The sequence below is a fragment of the Paracoccus sp. DMF genome, assembly GCF_004407025.1.
GTDB lineage: Bacteria > Pseudomonadota > Alphaproteobacteria > Rhodobacterales > Rhodobacteraceae > Paracoccus > Paracoccus aminovorans_B.
The window spans coordinates 13,826-32,853 of record NZ_SOKV02000037.1; the positions used below are offsets into that span (position 1 = coordinate 13,826).

Consider the following 19,028-nt stretch of genomic DNA (forward strand, 5'->3'; position numbering starts at 1 on the left):
TCCTCGTATTGCCTCGGAGGCCCGGCGTGACTGCCGGGCGACCGCCTGTTCGCGGACGGGACGAAGCATGCCCCGCGCATTTCGGCATATGTTACGGGCGCCACCTGCCCGTCACAATCCCAAACCTCGGCGACTTGCCGAGATTTTATCCTATTTCTCGGGCGTGGCCTTGCCGCGCGGCTCCAGGATCTCGTCGATCAGGCCCCATTCCTTGGCCTCCTCGGGCGACATGAAGCGGTCGCGCTCCAGCGCCTCCTCGACCTCTTCCAGGGTGCGGCCGGTGTGCTGGACATAGATCTCGTTCAGGCGGCGCTTCAGCTTTTCCGTCTCGCGCGCGTGGATCAGGATGTCGGTCGCCTGGCCCTGGAAGCCGCCCGAGGGCTGGTGGACCATGATGCGCGAGTTCGGCAGCGAGAAGCGGTTGCCCGGCTGGCCGGCGCAGAGCAGCAGCGAGCCCATCGAGGCCGCCTGCCCCACCACCAGCGTCGAGACGCGCGGCTTGATGTATTGCATGGTGTCATAGATCGACAGGCCCGCGGTCACCACGCCGCCGGGGCTGTTGATATACATGCTGATGTCCTTGGTCGGGTTCTCCGCCTCGAGGAACAGGAGCTGCGCCGAGATCAGCGTCGCCATGCCGTCATGCACCGGGCCGGACAGGAAGATGATCCGTTCCTTCAGCAGGCGCGAGAAGATGTCATAGGCGCGTTCGCCCCGGCTGGTCTGTTCGACGACCATGGGGACGAGCGTGTTCATGTAGAATTCTGCCGGATCGTGCATGTCTTTTCCTGCTTTTGTCCCTGCCTGGCCTGCCCGTTTCGCGATTCGACCCGAAAGCGCGGTGGCGCCTCGTCGTCTCTTAGACGCGAAAGGTTGACAGAGTCTTAGTAACGCCAGCCCGCGAGGACAAGAGAGCGATAAAATTTGCCCCTCGCCGCCCGCCCCGTTACTCTGGCGCCGAGCGACGGAGAAACGCATGAAACTGATCGTGGGCCTGGGCAATCCCGGCCCGAAATACGCGCAAAACCGGCATAACGTGGGCTTCATGGCGGTCGATCGCATCGCCGCGGACCACGGCTTTTCCCCTTGGCGCGCGCGCTTCCAGGGCGAGATCGCCGAGGGCCGCCTGGGCGATGAGCGCGTCATGCTGCTGAAGCCCGCGACCTTCATGAACCTGTCGGGCCAGGCGGTGGGCGAAGCCATGCGCTATCTGAAGCTGACGCCGGCCGAGGTGATCGTGCTGCATGACGAGCTGGACCTCGCGCCCGGCCGCGTGCGGGTCAAGACCGGCGGCGGCCATGCCGGGCACAACGGGCTGCGCTCGATCCACCAGCATATCGGCGAGGCTTACCGGCGGCTGCGCATCGGCATCGGCCATCCCGGCCACAAGGACCGGGTCGCCGGCTATGTGCTGTCGGATTTCGCCAAGGCCGAGCAGGACGGGCTGGACGACCTCTTGCGCGGCATCTCGGACGGGGCGGCGGCGCTGGCTGCGGGCGACGACGCGCGGCTGATGAATGCGGTCGCGACCCGCGTGGCCCCGGCGCGGAACAGCGGCACGCGGCCGGAAAAGCCGGCCGACCCGCCCGCGCCGAAGGCCCCGCCCGCCGCCGAACCGCAAAGCATGGCCGAGCGGCTGCGCGCGCTTGGCGACCGGTTCCGCTGATGGGCTGGCAGCAGGCCTTCGCCGATCAGACGCGCGCCTGTCGTGCCCTGGGCTCGGGCCTGACGGCGCGGGTCTGCGAATCCCTGGCGCGAGCCATCGCCGCAGACCAGGGGCCGGTCGGGCGGCGGGTCAAATCCTGGCCGGGAGATCCGGCGGTCGGCGCGGATTCCCTGCCGCTGCGGCTGTGCGGTGCGCTGCATGCGCTGGTGCTTTCGGAGCAGGCGCCGGATCTGGCGCGCGCCTATGCCATGGGGGGCGGGGCGGACCTGAATCGGGTGATTAGCGATATCATTCAGCAACATGACAGGCATATCCTGGAATTCATCGAGCATGCGCCGCAGACGAATGAAGTCGGCCGCTCGGCGGTGCTGATCGCCGGCGCCTGGTTCCTGGCCGGGCTGGCGCAGCCCGCCGCGTTCGAACTGCTGGAACTGGGAGCCAGCGCCGGGCTGAACCTGAACTTTCCGCGCTACAGCCTTGCCGATGAACAAGGATTCCAACCCACTCTTGCCGGCGAGCCAGATTCGGCGCTGCGGCTGGCGCCGCTGTGGCGCAGCAAGCCGCCGCAACCGGCAGCGCTGGCGATCACCGGCGCGCAAGGCGTGGACCTGAACCCGCTCGACCCGCAGCGCGACGGGGCGCGGCTGATGGCCTATGTCTGGGCCGACCAGCGCGACCGGCTGGCACGGCTGCGGGCGGCGCTCGCCATCGCCGCCGAGCAGCCGCCGCGTGTCGAGCGCGCCGATGCCGCCGACTGGCTGGAGACGCAGCTGGCCAGGCCGGCATCGCAGGGCCGACTGGTCTATCACACCGTCGCCGCGCAGTATTTTCCGCAATCTACCCGCGACCGGATCGAGGCGGCGCTGCAGGACGCCGGCGCGCGCGCCACGCCCGACACCCCCCTGGCGCATCTGTCGATGGAGGCGGATGGCGGCGACGGCGCCGCCCTGCGGCTGCGGCTCTGGGCCGGCGGCCTGCGGGAATGGGATCTGGGCCGGGCCGATTTTCACGGCCGTTGGCTCGACTGGCAGCCGAAGGAGATCTGACATGGACCCCGCGCTGAACGTCCTGGGCGGCAGGCTGGAAAGCTGTTCGACCGCGCCGATGACCGGCTTCTTCCGCGACGGCTGCTGCAACACCGGCCCAGAGGATACCGGGCGCCACACCGTCTGCGTCATCGTCACCGCCGAATTCCTGGCGCTGTCGAAATACCTTGGCAACGACCTCAGCACGCCGCGGCCCGAGTTCCGCTTTTCGGGGCTGAAGCCCGGCGATCGCTGGTGCCTTTGCGCGGCGCGCTTCCTGCAAGCCGCGCAGGAATTCGCCGCGCCCGAGGTGGTGCTGGCGGCGACGCATGCCCGCACGCTGGACATCGTGCCGCTGGCCCTGCTGCAGGCCCATGCCGCCGGGCGCAAGGACTAGGCGGTGTAAAGCCAGATTCCGGGGCATCTGCGCTACCGATGAATTGCGGGCCCGGCGCGGGCGATCTGGCCGAGGCGCTCCAGCTCTCGCGCCAGACCGGCAATGCGCTGGAGCGGGACCGCTGCGACCCCAGCCTGCCGCTGGCCTTGCGACTGGCGCAGCTCTTCGACTGCCGGATCGAGGACATCTTCCAGCCCCGAAACGACGCCGCCCCGGCTTTCGACCGGGGCGGGCGCCTTATTTCCAGATCGGTGCGTGGCGGTTCACGTCCTTGTAGAGCAGGTAGCGGAAGTTCCCCGGCCCGCCGGCATAGCAGCATTGCGGGCAGAAGGCGCGCAGCCACATGAAATCGCCCGGGCCGACCTCGACCCAGTCGCGGTTCAGGCGATAGACCGCCTTACCCTCGATCACGAACAGCCCGTGCTCCATGACATGGGTCTCGGCGAAGGGGATCGAGCCGCCCGGCTTGAAAGTCACGATGGTGATATGCATGTCGTGGCGCATATCGGTCGGGTCCATGAAGCGGGTGGTGGCCCAGCTGTCATTGGTGTCGGGCATCGGGATCGGCGCGATGTCGCGTTCGTTGGCGATGATGACGTCGGGCTTGTCCAGCCCCTCGACCGCCTGCCAGCGCTTGCGCCACCAGTGGAAGCGCGAAAGCTGGTCGCCCGCGCGCACCGTCCATTCCGTGCCGGCAGGAATATAGGCAAAGCCGCCCGGGGTCAGCTCATGCACCTGGCCCGCGATGGTCAGGGTGACGGCGCCGTCGGTGACGAAGATCGCCGATTGCACGCCCGCGTCCTCTTCCGGCCGGTCCGAGCCGCCCTGCGGTTGCAGTTCGACGATATACTGGCTGAAGGTCTCGGCGAAGCCCGACAGCGGCCGGGCGATCATCCACAACCGCATGCCGGTCCAGCCCGGCAGGAAGCTGGTCACGATGTCGCGCATCGTGCTGGCGGGGATGACGGCATAGGCCTCGGTGAAGACGGCGGTGTCGGTGGTCAGGTCGGTCTGGGGCGGCAGACCGGCGAAGGGTCCGGCATAACTCGGTGCGGCCATGGTCGCGCCTTTCGGGATATGGTTCATCGGGAATCCTATTTCAGCGCGTCATGCAGCCGCAACTCGGCGATGCGCATGACCTGGCGCTCGGCCTCGGCCCGCTCGGTCGCGGTGTCGTTGCCGATGCGCGCCTGCATCGCCGCCATGATGCCGGGCTTGTCGTGGTCGCGCACCGCGATGATGAAGGGGAAGCCGTGCTTGGCGACATAATCGGTGTTCAGCGCCTGGAAGGCCTCGCGCTCGGCATCGGTCAGCGCGTCGAGCCCGGCCGAGGCCTGTTCCGAGGTGCTTTCCGCCGTCAGCCGCTTGGCCTGCGCCAGCTTGCCGGCCAGGTCCGGGTGCGCGACCAGCACGCCCAGCCGTTCCTCGTCCGAGGCGCCGCGGAAGACCTGCGCCATGCGCGCGGCCAGGCCGGCGGGCGTATCGTGGATGGCACCCATCTCGCCGTCCCAGACCCGTTCGGCGATGAAGGGCGAATGCTCGTAGATGCCGCCGAACTTCTGCACGAATTCCTCGCGCGCCATTTCGGACGGGCGCTGGCGCGGCTGGAACGGATGCGTCCTGGCCCAGTGCCGGGCGATGTCGAGCCGGGTGGCGAACCAGACGCCCTCATGCTTGCGGCAATGCTCCAGGAACTTCTGCACCGCGATGGCGCGGCCCGGACGGCCGGCCAGCCGGCAATGCAGCCCGATGGACATCATCTTGGGCGCGCCGGCCTGCCCTTCGGCATAGAGCACGTCGAAACTGTCGCGCAGATAGTCGAAGAATTCGACCCCGGTGCCGAAGCCCTGGCCCGAGGAGAAGCGCATGTCGTTGGCGTCCATGGTATAGGGCACCATCAGCTGCGGCTTGCCCTTGTGGACGTGCCAATAGGGCAGGTCGTCGGCGATGGTGTCGGCCAGGTATTCGAAGCCGCCCTCCTCGCATCCCAGGCCCACCGTGTTCATCGAGGTGCGGCCCTGGTAGAAGCCGCGCGGCCGCTCGCCGGTGACGCGGGTGTGCAGCTCGACCGCCTTGGCGATATGCTCGGCCTCGGTCTCGGCCGGAATGTCGCGGTAGTCGATCCACTTGTAGCCGTGGGTGGCGATTTCCCAGCCGGCGCGCTGCATGGCCGCGACCTGCTCGGGCGCGCGCTCCAGCGCGGTCGCCACGCCATAGATGGTGACCGGCGTGTCCTTCAGCAGGCGATGCAGCCGCCAGAAGCCCGCGCGGGCGCCATAGTCATAGATCGATTCCATGTTCCAGTGCCGCTTGCCCGGCCAGGGCTGGCAGCCGATGATCTCGGACAGGAAGGCCTCGGAAGCGGCGTCGCCGTGTTCCAGGCTGTTCTCGCCGCCCTCCTCGTAGTTGATGACGATCTGCACCGCGATCTTGGCACCACCGGGCCATTTCGGATCGGGCGTGGTCTCGCCATAGCCAATCATGTCGCGGCTGTATCGCATCGCTTGCTTCCTTCTGGTTCTTCCGGCCTGATAGCACAGACCATCTGGACGGGCTTTCAGGCAAGCGCCTATTGCTAAAAACAGATCCAAGATTTCGTTGAAAATCGCAATTTATCCATAACCGATTGAAACTCTGTCGCTGGAACCGGGATGGTCGGTCTTGCCTGCTTGCGCATAGTGTGAGCGCATGGCGGCAAACCGCCGATGGGAGGAACCATGCTAGACAAGCACTTCGGGCTGACGGCCCATGGCACCAGCGTAAGGACGGAGGTGATCGCCGGCATCACCACCTTCCTGACGATGGCCTATATCATCTTCGTGAACCCGGACATCCTGTCCTCGACCGGCATGGACCGCAACGCGGTCTTCGTCGCGACCTGCCTTGCCGCAGCCATCGGCTCGGCCGTGATGGCGCTTTGGGCGAACTGGCCCATCGGCATGGCGCCCGGCATGGGGCTGAACGCCTTTTTCGCCTTCACCGTGGTCGGCGCGCTGGGCTTCACCTGGCAGCAGGCGCTGGGGGCGGTGTTCATCTCGGGCGTGGTGTTCCTGTTCCTGTCGGCGACCGGCATCCGGCGCTGGCTGATCGCCGGCATCCCGACCTCGATGCGCTCGGCCATCGCGGCGGGCATCGGCATGTTCCTGGGGCTCATCGCGCTGAAGAACTCGGGCATCGTCGTCGACAATCCGGCGACGCTGGTGGGCCTGGGCGATCTGACCGCCACCGGCACGCTGCTGGCCATCGCGGGCTTCTTCATCATCGCGGCGCTGGACGCGCTGAAGGTGCGCGGCTCGATCCTGATCGGCATCCTGGTCATCACCGTGGCCTCGATCCTGCTGGGCGCCAGCCAGTTCGGCGGCGTCATCTCCATGCCGCCCTCGATCGGGCCGACCTTCCTGCAGCTCGACATTGCCGGGGCGCTGACCGTGGGCATCTTCCACGTCATCCTGGTCATGGTGCTGGTCGAGGTCTTCGACGCCACCGGCACGCTGATCGGCGTCGCCAAGCGCGCCGGCCTGCTGACCGAAGGCCCCGCCCATACCAACAAGGGCCTGAGCCGCGCGCTGATGGCCGATTCGACGGCGATCCTGGCCGGCTCGCTCCTGGGCACCAGCTCGACCACGGCCTATGTCGAAAGCGCCTCGGGCGTGCAGGCGGGCGGGCGCACCGGGTTGACCGCGCTGGTCGTGGCCGTGCTGTTCCTGCTGGCGATGTTCTTCGCCCCGCTCGCCGGCTCGGTCCCGGCCTATGCCACGGCGCCGGCGCTGCTCTATGTCGCCTGCCTGATGGTGCGCGAGTTCGAGGAGATCAGCTGGGGCGACGTCACCGAAAGCGCGCCGGCGGTGCTGACCGCGCTGATGATGCCCTTCACCTATTCCATCGCCAACGGCCTGGCCTTCGGCTTCGTGAGCTACGCCGCGATCAAGCTCTTGACCGGACGCGCGCGCGAGGTTCACGCGGCGACCTGGATCGTGGCGGCGCTTTTCGTGATCCGCTTCGCCTTCTTCATGGAATGATCCGTCAGGGGGCCGACCGGCCCCCTGACCTCTCGTCAGGTCTGGCCTCATCTATTCGCGCAATCTGGCTCTATCCCTTTGCCCGTTTCAGGCGCAGTCAGGATGAAACCCCTTTGCCGCAGGAGCCCGGCCATGACGCTTGATCTGAATCCCAACGACATGTCGCATGTGGTCGAGGCCGACCGCGCCCATGTCTGGCACCACCTCAGCCAGCACAAGCAATACGAGACCATCGACCCCCGCGTCTTCGTCGAGGGCAAGGGCATGAAGCTGTGGGATGCGACCGGACGCGAGTTCCTGGACGCGGTCTCGGGCGGGGTCTGGACCGTCAACGTCGGCTATGGCCGCGAAAGCATCGCCAATGCGATCCGCGACCAGCTCATCAAGCTGAACTATTACGCCGGCGCCGCCGGCACCGTGCCGGGCGCCATCTTCGCCCAGAAGCTGATCGAGAAAATGCCGGGCATGAGCCGGGTCTATTACTCGAACTCGGGCTCCGAGGCGAACGAGAAGGTCTACAAGATGGTGCGCCAGATCGCGGCGAACCACCACGGCGGCCGCAAGTGGAAGATCCTCTACCGCGACCGCGACTATCACGGCACCACCATCGGCACGCTGGCGACCAGCGGCCAGGACCAGCGCGCCACCGCCTACGGTCCCTTCCCCGACGGCTTCGTGCGCGTTCCGCATTGCCTGGAATACCGCAAGCAATGGGACGTGGAAAACTACGGCGAGCGTGCCGCCGACGCCATCGAGGAGGTGATCCTGCGCGAGGGACCCGATACCGTCGGCGCCATCGTGCTGGAGCCGGTGACCGCCGGCGGCGGCGTCATCACCCCGCCCGAAGGCTATTGGCAGCGCGTGCAGGAGATCTGCCGCAAATACGACATCCTGCTGCATATCGACGAGGTGGTCTGCGGGCTGGGCCGCACCGGCACCTGGTTCGGCTATCAGCATTACGGGATTCAGCCGGATTTCGTGACCATGGCCAAGGGCGTCGCCTCGGGCTATGCCGCGATCTCCTGCACCGTCACCACCGAGCGCGTCTTCGAGATGTTCAAGGACAGACCCGAGGACGGCATGAGCTTCTTCCGCGACATCTCGACCTTCGGCGGCTGCACCTCGGGGCCGGTGGCGGCGATCGAGAACATGCGCATCATCGAGGAAGAGAACCTGCTGGAAAACACCATCGCCATGGGCAACCGGGTGCTGGACAACCTGACCTCGCTGATGGACAAGCACGCCGTCATCGGCGACGTGCGCGGCAAGGGCCTGTTCTGCGGCGCCGAGCTGGTCTCCGACCGCAAGACCCGCGAGCCGATGGACGAGAAGAAGGTTCAGGCCGTGGTCGCCGAATGCCTGGCGCAGGGCGTCATCATCGGCGCGACCAACCGCTCGCTGCCCGGGTTCAACAACACGCTCTGCCTGTCGCCGGCGCTGATCGCCACCGAGAGCGACATCGACCGCATCACCGACACCATCGACCGGGCGCTGAGCAAGGTCTTTGGCTGACGGGACTTGATCCGCGGCGGCATTCGGAGGAGTGATCCTCCGACAGCCGCCGCGGATCCGCCATGCCCATTCCCCCCGACGCATTCTTCCTGGACCACGGCGCCGGCCTGCCCTTGCAGGTGCAGCTGCGCCGCCAGATCATTGCGGCGGTGACGGCGGGCCGGTTCCGGGCCGGGGAAAAGCTGCCCTCGACCCGGGCGCTGGCCCGGCATCTGGGCGTGGCGCGGGTGACGGTGGCGCAGGCCTTCGCCGAGCTGGTCTCGACCGACTACCTGGCCAGCCGCGACCGCGCCGGTCATTTCATCTCGGACGCCATCGAGCGGCATCTCGAGGCCGAGCCGGCTGGTTCTGTCCCGGCCCCCGCCCCCGCGGTGCCGCGCTTCGACTGGGACAGCAAGCTCGAGGGGCGCTTCGGCAGCGCCCGACGGTCGGACCGCGAGCGTGACTGGCGCCGCTTTGCCTATCCCTTCATCTATGGCCAGGCCGATCCGACGCTGGTCGATCACGCCGCCTGGCGCGACTGCGCCATGCGCACGCTGGGCCGGCGCGAATTCGACAGCGTGACCGGCGATCTCTACGACGCCGACGATGCCGAACTGGTCGACCACATCGCGCGCCAGATCCTGCCCCGGCGCGGCATCGCCGCCCATCAGGGCGAGATCCTGCTGACCATGGGGGCGCAGAACGCGCTGTGGCTGGCGGCGCAGGTGCTGCTGCGGCCCGGCGCCTCCTGCGCGGTCGAGGACCCGTCCTATCCCGGCCAGCGCGAGATCCTGTCGGCCAGCGGCGCGCGCCTCCTGCCGGTGCCGGTCGATGCCCACGGCCTGCCGCCCGATGCGGTGCCGGCGGGCGTGGCCGCGGTCTTTACCACCGCCAGCCACCAATGCCCGACCAATTCCACCATGCCGCTGGCCCGCCGCAAGGAACTGCTGGCGCGGGCCGAGGCGCAGGGCTTTGCCGTGGTCGAGGACGATTACGAATTCGAGATGTCCTTCGCCGGCGCCCCCTCGCCCGCGCTCAAGGCCATCGACCGGGCCGGGGCGGTGATCTATATCGGCAGCTTCTCGAAATCGGTGTTTCCGGGCGTGCGGCTGGGCTATCTGGTCGCCGATCCCCGCTTCATCGCCGAGGCGCGGGCGCTGCGCGGCATGGCGCTACGCCATCCGCCCGGCCACATGCAGCGCACGCTGGCGCATTTCCTGTCGCTGGGCCATTACGACGCCCAGGCGAACCGCATGCGCCGCGCCTATGCCCGCCGCCGGGCCGTCATGCTGGAGGCCATCGCGCGCGAGGGCCTGCACCTCGCCTCGCCCGAGGCCAACGGCGGCTCCAGCTTCTGGCTGGCGACCGGCGGCGTCGACTCCTCGGCGCTGACCGAGACGCTGAAGGCCCGCGACGTGCTGATCGAGCCGGGTTGGCCCTTCTTTGCCGATCCGGCGCGCGGGCGGGGCTTCTTCCGGCTGGCCTATTCCTCGATCTCGGCCGAGCGCATCCCCGAGGGCATCCGCCGCATCGCCGAGGCGATCCGCAGCGAGCCGCACGGAAATGTCATGGCATCCCGCTTGACCGGGCCGGGCCGCGATGGCTTTCAGGAGGAGCCCTGAGGAAAGGATCACCCATGCGCCGCCCCCTTGCCGCAATCGCCGTCGCGCTGAGCCTCGGGTTGTCGCTGGTGCCGGGCCTTGCCCCGGCACAGGACGCGGCCGAGATCGCCGCGATCAAGCGCGCCGTCTTCGACGCGCCGGACCTGCCGGTCATGGGCAATGCGCGGGGCGACGTGGTGCTGGTCGAGTTTTCCGACTACAATTGCGGCTTCTGCCGAAAATCCGCCCCCGAGGTCACGGCCTTCCTGAAATCCGACCCCGGCGTCAAGCTGGTGGTGCATGAGATCCCGATCTTCGGCGAGGGCTCGCATTATGCCGCCCGGGCCGCGCTGGCTGCGCGGGCGCAGGGGAAATACCCGCAGTTCCACCGGGCGCTGATGGCCATGCGCGGCAGGGCCGAGGAGGCCTCGGTGCTGCGCGTCGCGCGCGAGGTCGGGCTGGACGTGGCGCGGCTGCAACGCGACATGGAAGCGCCCGAGATCACCGCCCGCATCGAGCGGTCGCTGCAACTGGCCGACGAGATCGGCTTGGTCGGCACGCCCAGCTTCGTCGTCGGCGACCGGGCGGTCTTCGGCTATCTGCCGCGCGCCGACCTGGCCGAACTGGTGGCCGAGGCCCGGGCCGCGCACTGACCCGCCCCCCCAAACGCCGGACGCGCCCGGGGCGGATGCCGCCGGGCGCGTCCTGATGCGTGCGGAACGGGGGCCGCGTTCAGATCTTCATGTCGAAGCCAAGGTGTTTGGCCACGGTGAAGATGTCCTTGTCGCCCCGGCCCGACAGGTTCACCACCATGATGTGATCCCTGGGCAGGGTCGGCGCCAGCTTGATGACATGGGCCAGCGCATGGCTGGGCTCCAACGCCGGGATGATGCCCTCGAGCGCGCAGAGCGTCTGGAAGGCGGCCAGCGCCTCGTCGTCGGTCACGCTGACATATTCGGCGCGGCCCTGCTCCTTGAGCCAGGCGTGTTCGGGGCCGATGCCGGGATAGTCGAGGCCGGCGCTGATCGAATGGCCCTCGAGGATCTGGCCCTCGTCGTCCATCAGCAGATAGGTGCGGTTGCCATGCAGCACGCCCGGGCGGCCTCCGGTCAGGCTGGCGCAATGCAGCATGCGCTCGTCCACGCCCTTGCCGCCGGCCTCGACGCCGATGATGCGGACCGAGGGATCGTCGAGGAAGGGGTGGAACAGGCCCATGGCGTTCGAGCCGCCGCCGATGGCCGCGACCACGCTGTCGGGCAGCCGGCCCTTGCCTTCCTGCTCTTCGAGCTGCCAGCGGGTCTCGCGCCCGATGATGCGCTGGAAGTCGCGCACCATGGCCGGATAGGGATGCGGGCCGGCGACGGTGCCGATGCAATAGAAGGTGTCGCGGACATTGGTGACCCAGTCGCGCAGCGCGTCGTTCATCGCGTCCTTCAGCGTGCCGCGCCCCGAGGTCACCGGCACCACCTCGGCGCCCAGCAGGCGCATGCGGAAGACGTTCGGCGCCTGGCGTTCCACGTCATGCGCGCCCATGTAGACGATGCATTTCAGCCCGAAGCGGGCGCAGACCGTCGCCGTCGCCACGCCGTGCTGGCCGGCGCCGGTCTCGGCGATGATGCGGGTCTTGCCCATGCGGCGCGCCAGCAGGATCTGGCCCAGCACGTTGTTGATCTTGTGGCTGCCGGTGTGGTTCAGTTCCTCGCGTTTCAGATAGATCTTCGCGCCGCCCAGTTCCTCGGTCAGGCGCGGGGCGAAATAGAGCGGGCTGGGGCGGCCGACGTAATGTTTCCACAGATCGTCCATCTCGGCCCAGAAGCTCGGGTCGTCCTTGGCGCGGTCGTATTCGGCTTGCAGGTCCAGGATCAGCGGCATCAGCGTCTCGCTGACGAAGCGGCCGCCGAAGATGCCGAAGCGGCCCTGTTCGTCCGGCCCGTTCAGGAAACTGTTGATCAGGTCTTCGGCCATGGCTGTCCTCGCGCGCGGTCGGGGTGGGTATTTGGGGAGCAAAGAAGTCCCCTCAGAGGGATTTCTTATATCCGATATGCGAAGCGGTAAAGCCGAGCCGGTCGTAGAAGCGATGCGCGTCGGTCCGGCTGCGGTTGGTGGTGAATTGCAGCAGCGTGCAGCCGGCAGCGCGGGCGCGGGTTTCGGCATCGCGGATCAGTGCCGCGCCGATGCCCTGGCCGCGCAGGTCGGGGCGGACGCGGACGCCCTCGATCTGGGCGCGGCGGGCGGCGGTCAGCGACAGGCCCGAGATGCAGGTCAGCTGGTAGCAGGCGATGACGTCATCCCCGAGCAGGCGACGATCAGCCGGTTCGCGGCCTCGGCCTGCATGTCGTCGAAAGCGGCGAGATAGGGTGCGAGATCGCCGCTTTCGCGCCCGCGGCCCAGCGGGTCGTCGCGCAAGAGCGCCAGCACCGCGGGAACCTCGTCGCGCCGGGCCTCGCGAAAGGCGACGGGGGGCGTCACAGGATCGGCGCGGTGGCGCGGGCGGCGAAGCGGCGGATGCGCTCGGGGTCCTTGACGCCGGGGGCGCTTTCGACGCCCGAGGACACGTCGACGCCGGGCGCCCGGGTCAGGCGGATCGCCTCGTGCACATTGTCCGGGGTCAGGCCGCCGGCGAGCAGCCAGGGTTTCAGGATCTGCCGGCCGGCAAGCAGGCGCCAGTCGAAGGCGAGGCCATTGCCGCCGGGCAGCTCGGCACCCTTGGGGGGTTTCGCATCGATCAGCAGCATGTCCGCGACCAGCCCATAGTCCCAGAGCTGGTCCAGATCGGCGGGCTCGGCCACGCCGACCGCCTTCATCACCGGCAGGCCGGTCAGGGCGCGGACCTCGGCCACCCGGGCCGGGGTTTCCTCGCCGTGCAGCTGGATCAGGTCCAGGGGCACGCGCTCCAGAACCGCCGCCAAGGCCGCGTCGTCGGGGTTCACGAAGAGCCCGACCTTGGCGATGCCCAAGGGCACCTGCACCGCCAGCGCCGCCGCCTGTTCGGCACTGACGTGGCGCGGCGATTTCGGGAAGAAGACCAAGCCGACATAGCGGGCACCGGATTCGACGGCCGCCGAGAGGCCGGCGGCCTCGGTCAGGCCGCAGATCTTGACGGAGACGGCCATGGCTTCAGCGCGGCGCCGGCAGGGTGCTGCCCGAGGCGGGCGTCTTGCCGGCATTGTCGAGGATCGCCAGCACCTCGTCGCGGGGCGCGGCGGCCTGGGTCTGGCGCAGGTGGCCCATCTCGCGCTGCAGATCGGCGAGGTGCTGGGCGCGGCGGTTGGATTCGGCGCGCAGATGCGACTCGCGCAGCCATTCCCAGATGAGGCCGACTAGCACGCCGAAGACCATGGCCAGGAACAGCGCCACGAAGGCCGGCATGGTCAGCGACCATTGCCCACCGGCAAAGGGCGCCACGGCCGGCGGCAGCAGGCTGACGGTGATCATGTCGCGGTTCGCTGCCGCGACCAGCACCAGCACCACGGCCAGAATGACAAAGAAAGCGAACCGGATCGCGCGCATGGCTTACCCCGCAGAATGAAATGCCCTCACGGGCCGGCGACAATCTGGCCTATTCGGCCTCGCCGTTCAACCGTTCGCGCAGAAGCTTGCCGGTCTTGAAGAAGGGCACGTGCTTTTCGTCCACGCTGACCGACTCGCCGGTGCGGGGGTTGCGGCCCTGGCGCGCGTCGCGCTTTTTCACCGAGAAGGCGCCGAAGCCGCGCAGCTCGACCCGGTCGCCGCGCGCCATGGCGTCGATGATCTCTTCGAACACCGTGTTCACGATCCGCTCGACGTCGCGCTGGAACAGGTGGGGATTCTCCTCGGAGATTTTCTGGATCAGTTCGGATCGGATCATTGCGCTTCCTGAATCTGGAGGGTCCAAGGGTTCCTGTCGCCCGATCATAGTCCGGGCAGCCGGGCAATCAATCGGTGAACGCGGCCGGACGCGGTTTGGTTGCGGTATATATCAACACTTTATGGTGCAGAAATGCCGGCCGGGCAATGAAAAGCGCCCCCGGCAGACCGGGGGCGCCATTTTCAGCCGATCGCGCGGATCAGCCCTTGTTCTTCAGCGCGGCGCCCAGGATGTCGCCCAGCGAGGCGCCCGAATCCGAGCTGCCATACTGTTCGACGGCTTCCTTCTCTTCCGCGATCTCGCGTGCCTTGATCGACAGGCCCAGGCGACGGGTCTTGGTGTCGATATTGGTGACGCGGACATCGACATGGTCACCGACCTGGAAGCGCTCGGGGCGCTGGTCCTGACGGTCGCGGGCCAGGTCCGAACGACGGATGAAGGATTTCATGCCGTTGTATTCGACCTCGATGCCGCCGTCCTCGATCGCCGTCACGGTGACGGTGATGACCGAGCCGCGCTTCACGCCTTCGACCGCTTCGGCCATGGCGTCGTTTTCCAGCGCCTTGATCGACAGCGAGATGCGTTCCTTGTCGATGTCGACTTCCTGCACGACCGCCTTGACGACGTCGCCCTTGCGGAAGTCCTGGATCGCGTCCTCGCCGCGGGCATCCCACGAGATGTCCGACAGGTGGACCATGCCGTCGATATCGCCTTCCAGGCCGACGAACAGACCGAATTCGGTGATGTTCTTGACTTCGCCCTCGATGACGGTGCCGACCGGGTGGGTCTCGGCGAAGACTTCCCACGGGTTGCGCATGGTCTGCTTCAGACCCAGCGACACGCGGCGCTTGGCTTCGTCGATCTCCAGCACCATCACGTCAACCTCTTGCGAGGTCGAGACGATCTTGCCGGGGTGGACGTTCTTCTTGGTCCAGCTCATTTCCGAGACGTGGACCAGGCCCTCGACGCCGGCTTCCAGCTCCACGAAGGCGCCGTAGTCGGTGATGTTGGTCACGCGGCCGGAATGCACCGAGCCGATCGGGAACTTCGAGCCCACGGTATCCCACGGATCGGCCTGCAGCTGCTTCATGCCCAGGCTGATGCGGTGGGTGTCCTTGTTGATCTTGACGACCTGGACCTTGACGGTCTCGCCGATCGACAGGATCTCGGACGGGTGGTTGACGCGGCGCCAGGCCATGTCGGTGACGTGCAGCAGGCCGTCGACGCCGCCCAGGTCAACGAAGGCACCGTATTCGGTGATGTTCTTGACCACGCCCTCGACCGTCTGACCTTCGGTCAGGTTGGCGATGACTTCGGCGCGCTGTTCGGCGCGGGACTCCTCCAGGATGGCGCGGCGCGACACGACGATATTGCCGCGGCGGCGATCCATCTTCAGGATCTGGAACGGCTGTTTCAGACCCATCAGCGGGCCGGCATCGCGCACGGGGCGCACGTCAACCTGCGATCCGGGCAGGAAGGCGACAGCGCCGCCCAGGTCGACCGTGAAGCCGCCCTTGACGCGACCGAAGATGGCGCCTTCGACGCGCTCCTCGGCGGCATAGGCTTTTTCCAGGCGGTCCCAGGCTTCCTCGCGGCGGGCTTTCTCGCGCGAGATCGAGGCTTCGCCACGGGCGTTCTCGACGCGGTCCAGATAGACCTCGACCTCGTCGCCGACCTGGATGTTCGGGGCTTCGCCGGGATTCGCGAATTCTTTCAGATCGACGCGGCCTTCCATCTTGTAGCCGACGTCGATGATGGCCTGGCCCGCCTCGATGGCGATGACCTTGCCCTTGACGACCGAACCTTCGTCCGGGGTGTCGATTTCGAGGCTTTCGTTCAGGAGGGCCTCGAATTCCTCCATGGTCGCTTTAGCGCACATATATAATCAGTTTCCTTTGCACGGTTTTCTGGCCTTGCGGTTGGCTCCGCCGGTCTTTTTGTAGTCATCCGGGATAAGCGCAAAGGGTCGCGGCTTGCGCCCGACCCTGATGTGAAGCGGCCTGTCCTGGCCCCATCGCTTGTCCCGACGGGCGCCATATAGCGGCGATTGCCCGGCGAGGCAAGGCTTTCAGCCGGTTTTGCGGGCCTCAGCGATCTCATCGGCCAACAGCGCGACCAGGTCCGCGGCAGGCATCGCGCGCGCCCGGGCATAGCCGGTGCCGGCCCATTGCGCCGCGTAATCGGTGCCGCCGGCGGCGGCCAGCGCCTTGCCGGCGTCATAGGTGATCGGATAATCCGGCAGGGGCGGCGCCTCGGCGCTGGCGCCAAGCGCGGTCAGCCGGTTGGGAAAGCCGCGCGCCGGCCGGCCCGAGATCGCCCGCGTCATCACCGTCTCCTGCCCCGGCTGGCCCAGAAGGGCGCGATGCGGGGCCTTGGCCGCGGATTCCGGGCAGGCGACGAAGGCGGTGCCCATCTGCACCGCGACCGCGCCGGCATCAAGATAGCGCACGGCATCGCGCCCGTCCATGATGCCGCCCGCCGCAACCAGCGGCAGGCCCAAGGGGCGCAGGGCCTCGATCAGCGCCATGGTCGAAAGCTGCTCGTCCGGTCCGTCCGGGTCGAAGATGCCGCGATGGCCGCCGGCCTCGTAGCCTTGGGCGATGATGGCATCGAGCCCGGCGTCGCGGATCGCCTCGCCCTCGGCCAACGAGGTGGCCGAGCCCGCGAGCAGCGCCCCGCTGGCGCGCAGCGCCGCCAGCTGGTCGACGCGCGGCAGGCCGAAGTGAAAGCTGACCAGCGCCGGCCGCGCCGCGACCACCGCGGCCAGCATGGCCTCGTCGACCAGGAAGCTGGTAAAGATCTCGCGCAGCGCGGCGGGGGGTTCAGCGCCGGCGCGGCGGAATTCCGGGGATAGATAGTCGAGCCAGGCCGCCTCGCGTGCCGGATCGGCCGCGGCCGGGCGGTGGCAGAACAGGTTGACGTGATAGCGGTTCGAGCCGATGCGCTCCTGCACCTCGGCCATCATCGCCGCCCCTTGCGCGGCGCTGACGGTCGCAAGGCCCATGCCGCCCAGGGCACCCGCCAAGCTGACCTCGGCCGCCAGCGCCGGCGTCGCGGTGCCGGCCATCGGCGCCTGCAGCACCGGCACGGTCAGTTCGGTCAAGATGCTCATGCTCCGGCCCTCCTCGCCGCGGCGATGGCGCGGGCCACCGCCTGTTCGATACTCATGTCGCTGGTGTCCAGAAGCAGCGCGTCTCCGGCCGGGCGCATCGGCGCCACGTCGCGGGCGGCGTCGCGGGCGTCGCGTTCGCGCAGCTCGGCCAGGATGGCGGTTTCGTCGGCCTGCAATTCCAGCGCGCGGCGGCGCGCGCGCACGTCGTCGCTGGCGGTGACATAAAGCTTCAGCTCGGCTTCGGGGCAGATCACCGTGCCGATGTCGCGCCCGTCCAGCACCGCGCCGGGCTCGGCCCGGGCGAAACGGCGCTGGAAATCGACCAGGGCGGCCCGAACCTCGGGGATGGCGGCGACGCGGCTCGCGGCCTGGCCGGCCTCGGCCGTGCGCAGGTCGTCGCGGGCCAGATCCCCCGGCGCCAGACCGCGCGCCGCTGCGACCGGATCGCCGCCAAGCGCGCCCACGGCACGATACAAGAGCCCGGTGTCCAGATGCTGAAAGCCCAGCTCCTGCGCCAGGGCGCGGGCGATGGTCCCCTTGCCCGAAGCGGCCGGCCCGTCGATGGCGATGGTAAAGGGCATGTCGTCCTCGGCCTAGAAAACAGAGCCGGATCTGGCGGGACCGGCCGACCGGCAAGGCCCCGGCCTCGCGGCCAACATGGTGCCGACCGCAGGGACGGCGAGACCAGGCCGAACCATTCCCGGAGGGCACCTGCTTCGTTTTATCAATTCGCTCCCATGTCCGCGCCCTGCACACCGAGATCGTCTTGTGCCCGGCTCGTCCGGTCGTGTGCCGCAACCTAGCAACGCCCCGAGCCGCAGGCAAGCCGAGATAGGTGACGGAAAAAATGTGCGGCCCTGCCCCGGCAGGATCCGTGTCACCCCGGTGCCCTCGCCGCCCCTCTCGCCCGCCCCATCGCATCGCAGCCGCACCAATTGCCCGATGCCCGAACTGGGGGCAGACGATGGGGCGGCACCTCGAAAAGCACCGTGTCGAAGCTGTGCAGGGAATGAGCCATGCTGCGTCCCTGGTTCAAGACCTGTGGCGAATGGCGAGAGGCTTGCCGAGGGCCTGAACCGCCCGAATGGCCTATCTCTGACTGGACGCCAGCTCCCTGAAGATGCGCCAGGGCGGTCGCATCGCGCCGGTCGCGTCCTGATCGCCGTCGCCGCCAACAGCCGGCGAGATCCTTGGTCTTGCTATCGGACCTTTGCAAGCCGAGACCTTCTGGATCGAGTTCCTGCGTTCCCTGATTGGCAGGATCCGGCTGGTGAACAGCCCTCGGCGGCAAAACGGCCCGCTGGACCGTATGTGCCCCGCCTCGACCCCCTGCCGGCCTCAAGGCCGCTATCGCCCGGGTTTTCGAAGCCACCTGGCAGCGCTGTCGCGTTTACTGGATGGAACGTCCTTGCCATGTCTCGCGCGGCCAGAACTGTCTCGGCTGCCGCGATCCGCCGGGCTTTCGCCCAGCCCGACCGCGCCCATGCCGGCCAGACCCGGCGCAAGATCTCCGCGCCGAACAGCGGATACGCCGGGCGCCGGGCGCGGTTGGAGGAGGGACCAAGGCCTGGCACCTGGCATGGAGCACCTCCTGACTCGCCAGTCGGTGCTCGCCACTTTTCCAGGGCAGTCCAGTCGTCCGATACCGCGCAGAAGCGAGATCATGCCTCAGCCCTGCAGGCCCAGGGCAAGGCACCGGCAGATCCCAAGCCGCTGGTCGCCTCCTCGGCACTAGATCATGTTCAATGCGGCCTTGTACATCTCGAGGATGGCTTCCTCTTCGGCGATGTCGTCCTTGTCGCGCTTGCGCAGCGCGATGACCTTGCGCATGACCTTGGTGTCGTAGCCGCGCGCCTTCGCCTCGGCC

Annotated in this window: 18 protein-coding genes and 1 pseudogene; 7 read left to right on the forward strand and 12 right to left on the reverse strand. The window is 68.1% G+C overall.

All coding sequences use genetic code 11. The features are described 5' to 3' along the window. Positions 1-150: 150 nt before the first annotated feature. Positions 151-780: an ATP-dependent Clp protease proteolytic subunit gene (locus E3D03_RS15870; RefSeq protein ID WP_017998002.1), complete on the reverse strand. Its 630-nt coding sequence runs from the start codon at positions 778-780 to the stop codon at positions 151-153. Positions 781-976: 196 nt separating this feature from the next. Here E3D03_RS15870 and pth point away from each other — a divergent pair, with 196 nt between their 5' ends. From pth to E3D03_RS15885, 3 genes are read left to right on the forward strand one after another with little or no spacing between them, the layout of a single operon-like run. After that, the gene (gene pth / locus E3D03_RS15875; RefSeq protein WP_263567750.1) at positions 977-1,666 is read left to right on the forward strand and encodes an aminoacyl-tRNA hydrolase; all 690 of its coding nucleotides are present in this window, start codon (positions 977-979) and stop codon (positions 1,664-1,666) included. Further along, positions 1,666-2,712, forward strand: coding sequence for a DUF2332 domain-containing protein (locus E3D03_RS15880; protein ID WP_263567751.1), 1,047 nt, complete (start codon positions 1,666-1,668; stop codon positions 2,710-2,712). Before pth ends, E3D03_RS15880 begins: the two co-directional genes overlap by 1 nt. A 1-nt stretch (position 2,713) precedes the next feature. Next, on the forward strand, positions 2,714-3,088 hold the full coding sequence (locus E3D03_RS15885; RefSeq protein WP_263567752.1) for a DUF2237 family protein: 375 nt from the start codon (positions 2,714-2,716) through the stop codon (positions 3,086-3,088). Positions 3,089-3,325: 237 nt separating this feature from the next. Here the strand turns inward: E3D03_RS15885 and E3D03_RS15890 are convergent, their stop codons facing one another. Both E3D03_RS15890 and puuE read right to left on the reverse strand, forming a co-directional pair. Beyond that, on the reverse strand, positions 3,326-4,147 hold the full coding sequence (locus E3D03_RS15890) for a bifunctional allantoicase/(S)-ureidoglycine aminohydrolase (protein ID WP_411969831.1): 822 nt from the start codon (positions 4,145-4,147) through the stop codon (positions 3,326-3,328). Positions 4,148-4,182: 35 nt separating this feature from the next. Continuing rightward, positions 4,183-5,589 carry an allantoinase PuuE gene (gene puuE / locus E3D03_RS15895; RefSeq protein ID WP_263567754.1) on the reverse strand — a complete coding sequence of 469 codons (1,407 nt, stop codon included), beginning with the start codon at positions 5,587-5,589 and terminating at the stop codon, positions 4,183-4,185. Between the two features lie 216 nt (positions 5,590-5,805). On the opposite strand from puuE, the gene E3D03_RS15900 reads away from it, so the two are divergent. The 4 genes from E3D03_RS15900 to E3D03_RS15915 all read left to right on the forward strand — a co-directional run bounded on the left by E3D03_RS15900 (position 5,806) and on the right by E3D03_RS15915 (position 10,855). Then, positions 5,806-7,107, forward strand: a complete 1,302-nt coding sequence (locus tag E3D03_RS15900) for an NCS2 family permease (RefSeq protein WP_263567755.1) — start codon at positions 5,806-5,808, stop codon at positions 7,105-7,107. Positions 7,108-7,239: 132 nt separating this feature from the next. Further along, a complete protein-coding gene (gene tpa, locus E3D03_RS15905; protein WP_263567756.1) occupies positions 7,240-8,619 on the forward strand; it encodes a hypotaurine--pyruvate aminotransferase Tpa in 1,380 nt (459 codons plus the stop codon). 62 nt (positions 8,620-8,681) lie between these two features. Further along, positions 8,682-10,223, forward strand: a complete 1,542-nt coding sequence (locus tag E3D03_RS15910; protein WP_263567757.1) for a PLP-dependent aminotransferase family protein — start codon at positions 8,682-8,684, stop codon at positions 10,221-10,223. A 14-nt stretch (positions 10,224-10,237) separates the two neighbouring features. Then, positions 10,238-10,855, forward strand: coding sequence for a DsbA family protein (locus E3D03_RS15915; RefSeq protein ID WP_263567758.1), 618 nt, complete (start codon positions 10,238-10,240; stop codon positions 10,853-10,855). 79 nt (positions 10,856-10,934) lie between these two features. On the opposite strand, the gene trpB is transcribed toward E3D03_RS15915, so the two are convergent. The 9 genes and pseudogenes from trpB to E3D03_RS15960 form a co-directional block, all read right to left on the reverse strand. Beyond that, positions 10,935-12,167 carry a tryptophan synthase subunit beta gene (trpB, locus tag E3D03_RS15920; protein WP_263567759.1) on the reverse strand — a complete coding sequence of 411 codons (1,233 nt, stop codon included), beginning with the start codon at positions 12,165-12,167 and terminating at the stop codon, positions 10,935-10,937. A gap of 52 nt (positions 12,168-12,219) precedes the next feature. Continuing rightward, positions 12,220-12,671: pseudogene (locus tag E3D03_RS15925) on the reverse strand (GNAT family N-acetyltransferase). Continuing rightward, a complete protein-coding gene (locus tag E3D03_RS15930; RefSeq protein ID WP_263567760.1) occupies positions 12,668-13,315 on the reverse strand; it encodes a phosphoribosylanthranilate isomerase in 648 nt (215 codons plus the stop codon). Before E3D03_RS15930 ends, E3D03_RS15925 begins: the two are co-directional and overlap by 4 nt. Positions 13,316-13,319: 4 nt before the next feature. Beyond that, positions 13,320-13,712, reverse strand: coding sequence for a LapA family protein (locus E3D03_RS15935; protein WP_263567761.1), 393 nt, complete (start codon positions 13,710-13,712; stop codon positions 13,320-13,322). Between the two features lie 49 nt (positions 13,713-13,761). Beyond that, complete coding sequence (ihfB, locus tag E3D03_RS15940) at positions 13,762-14,049, reverse strand: integration host factor subunit beta (protein ID WP_017998016.1); 288 nt, start codon at positions 14,047-14,049, stop codon at positions 13,762-13,764. Between the two features lie 199 nt (positions 14,050-14,248). Next, complete coding sequence (gene rpsA, locus E3D03_RS15945; RefSeq protein ID WP_026155090.1) at positions 14,249-15,928, reverse strand: 30S ribosomal protein S1; 1,680 nt, start codon at positions 15,926-15,928, stop codon at positions 14,249-14,251. A gap of 189 nt (positions 15,929-16,117) precedes the next feature. Further along, positions 16,118-17,161: an NAD(P)H-dependent flavin oxidoreductase gene (locus tag E3D03_RS15950; protein ID WP_263567762.1), complete on the reverse strand. Its 1,044-nt coding sequence runs from the start codon at positions 17,159-17,161 to the stop codon at positions 16,118-16,120. Next, complete coding sequence (locus E3D03_RS15955) at positions 17,158-17,742, reverse strand: (d)CMP kinase (protein ID WP_263567763.1); 585 nt, start codon at positions 17,740-17,742, stop codon at positions 17,158-17,160. The genes E3D03_RS15950 and E3D03_RS15955 overlap by 4 nt, the downstream gene beginning before the upstream one ends. A gap of 1,150 nt (positions 17,743-18,892) precedes the next feature. After that, positions 18,893-19,028: DUF2312 domain-containing protein (locus E3D03_RS15960; protein ID WP_263567764.1), on the reverse strand; the 136-nt coding region annotated here is incomplete at its 5' end.

Bases quoted from the DNA above. Each gene is read 5' to 3' on its own strand.
- E3D03_RS15870 (WP_017998002.1), bottom strand. From the start codon at position 780: ATGCACGATCCGGCAGAATTCTACATGAACACGCTCGTCCCCATGGTC.
- pth (WP_263567750.1), top strand. From the start codon at position 977: ATGAAACTGATCGTGGGCCTGGGCAATCCCGGCCCGAAATACGCGCAA.
- E3D03_RS15880 (WP_263567751.1), top strand. From the start codon at position 1,666: ATGGGCTGGCAGCAGGCCTTCGCCGATCAGACGCGCGCCTGTCGTGCC.
- E3D03_RS15885 (WP_263567752.1), top strand. From the start codon at position 2,714: ATGGACCCCGCGCTGAACGTCCTGGGCGGCAGGCTGGAAAGCTGTTCG.
- E3D03_RS15890 (WP_411969831.1), bottom strand. From the start codon at position 4,147: ATGGCCGCACCGAGTTATGCCGGACCCTTCGCCGGTCTGCCGCCCCAG.
- puuE (WP_263567754.1), bottom strand. From the start codon at position 5,589: ATGCGATACAGCCGCGACATGATTGGCTATGGCGAGACCACGCCCGAT.
- E3D03_RS15900 (WP_263567755.1), top strand. From the start codon at position 5,806: ATGCTAGACAAGCACTTCGGGCTGACGGCCCATGGCACCAGCGTAAGG.
- tpa (WP_263567756.1), top strand. From the start codon at position 7,240: ATGACGCTTGATCTGAATCCCAACGACATGTCGCATGTGGTCGAGGCC.
- E3D03_RS15910 (WP_263567757.1), top strand. From the start codon at position 8,682: ATGCCCATTCCCCCCGACGCATTCTTCCTGGACCACGGCGCCGGCCTG.
- E3D03_RS15915 (WP_263567758.1), top strand. From the start codon at position 10,238: ATGCGCCGCCCCCTTGCCGCAATCGCCGTCGCGCTGAGCCTCGGGTTG.
- trpB (WP_263567759.1), bottom strand. From the start codon at position 12,167: ATGGCCGAAGACCTGATCAACAGTTTCCTGAACGGGCCGGACGAACAG.
- E3D03_RS15930 (WP_263567760.1), bottom strand. From the start codon at position 13,315: ATGGCCGTCTCCGTCAAGATCTGCGGCCTGACCGAGGCCGCCGGCCTC.
- E3D03_RS15935 (WP_263567761.1), bottom strand. From the start codon at position 13,712: ATGCGCGCGATCCGGTTCGCTTTCTTTGTCATTCTGGCCGTGGTGCTG.
- ihfB (WP_017998016.1), bottom strand. From the start codon at position 14,049: ATGATCCGATCCGAACTGATCCAGAAAATCTCCGAGGAGAATCCCCAC.
- rpsA (WP_026155090.1), bottom strand. From the start codon at position 15,928: ATGTGCGCTAAAGCGACCATGGAGGAATTCGAGGCCCTCCTGAACGAA.
- E3D03_RS15950 (WP_263567762.1), bottom strand. From the start codon at position 17,161: ATGAGCATCTTGACCGAACTGACCGTGCCGGTGCTGCAGGCGCCGATG.
- E3D03_RS15955 (WP_263567763.1), bottom strand. From the start codon at position 17,742: ATGCCCTTTACCATCGCCATCGACGGGCCGGCCGCTTCGGGCAAGGGG.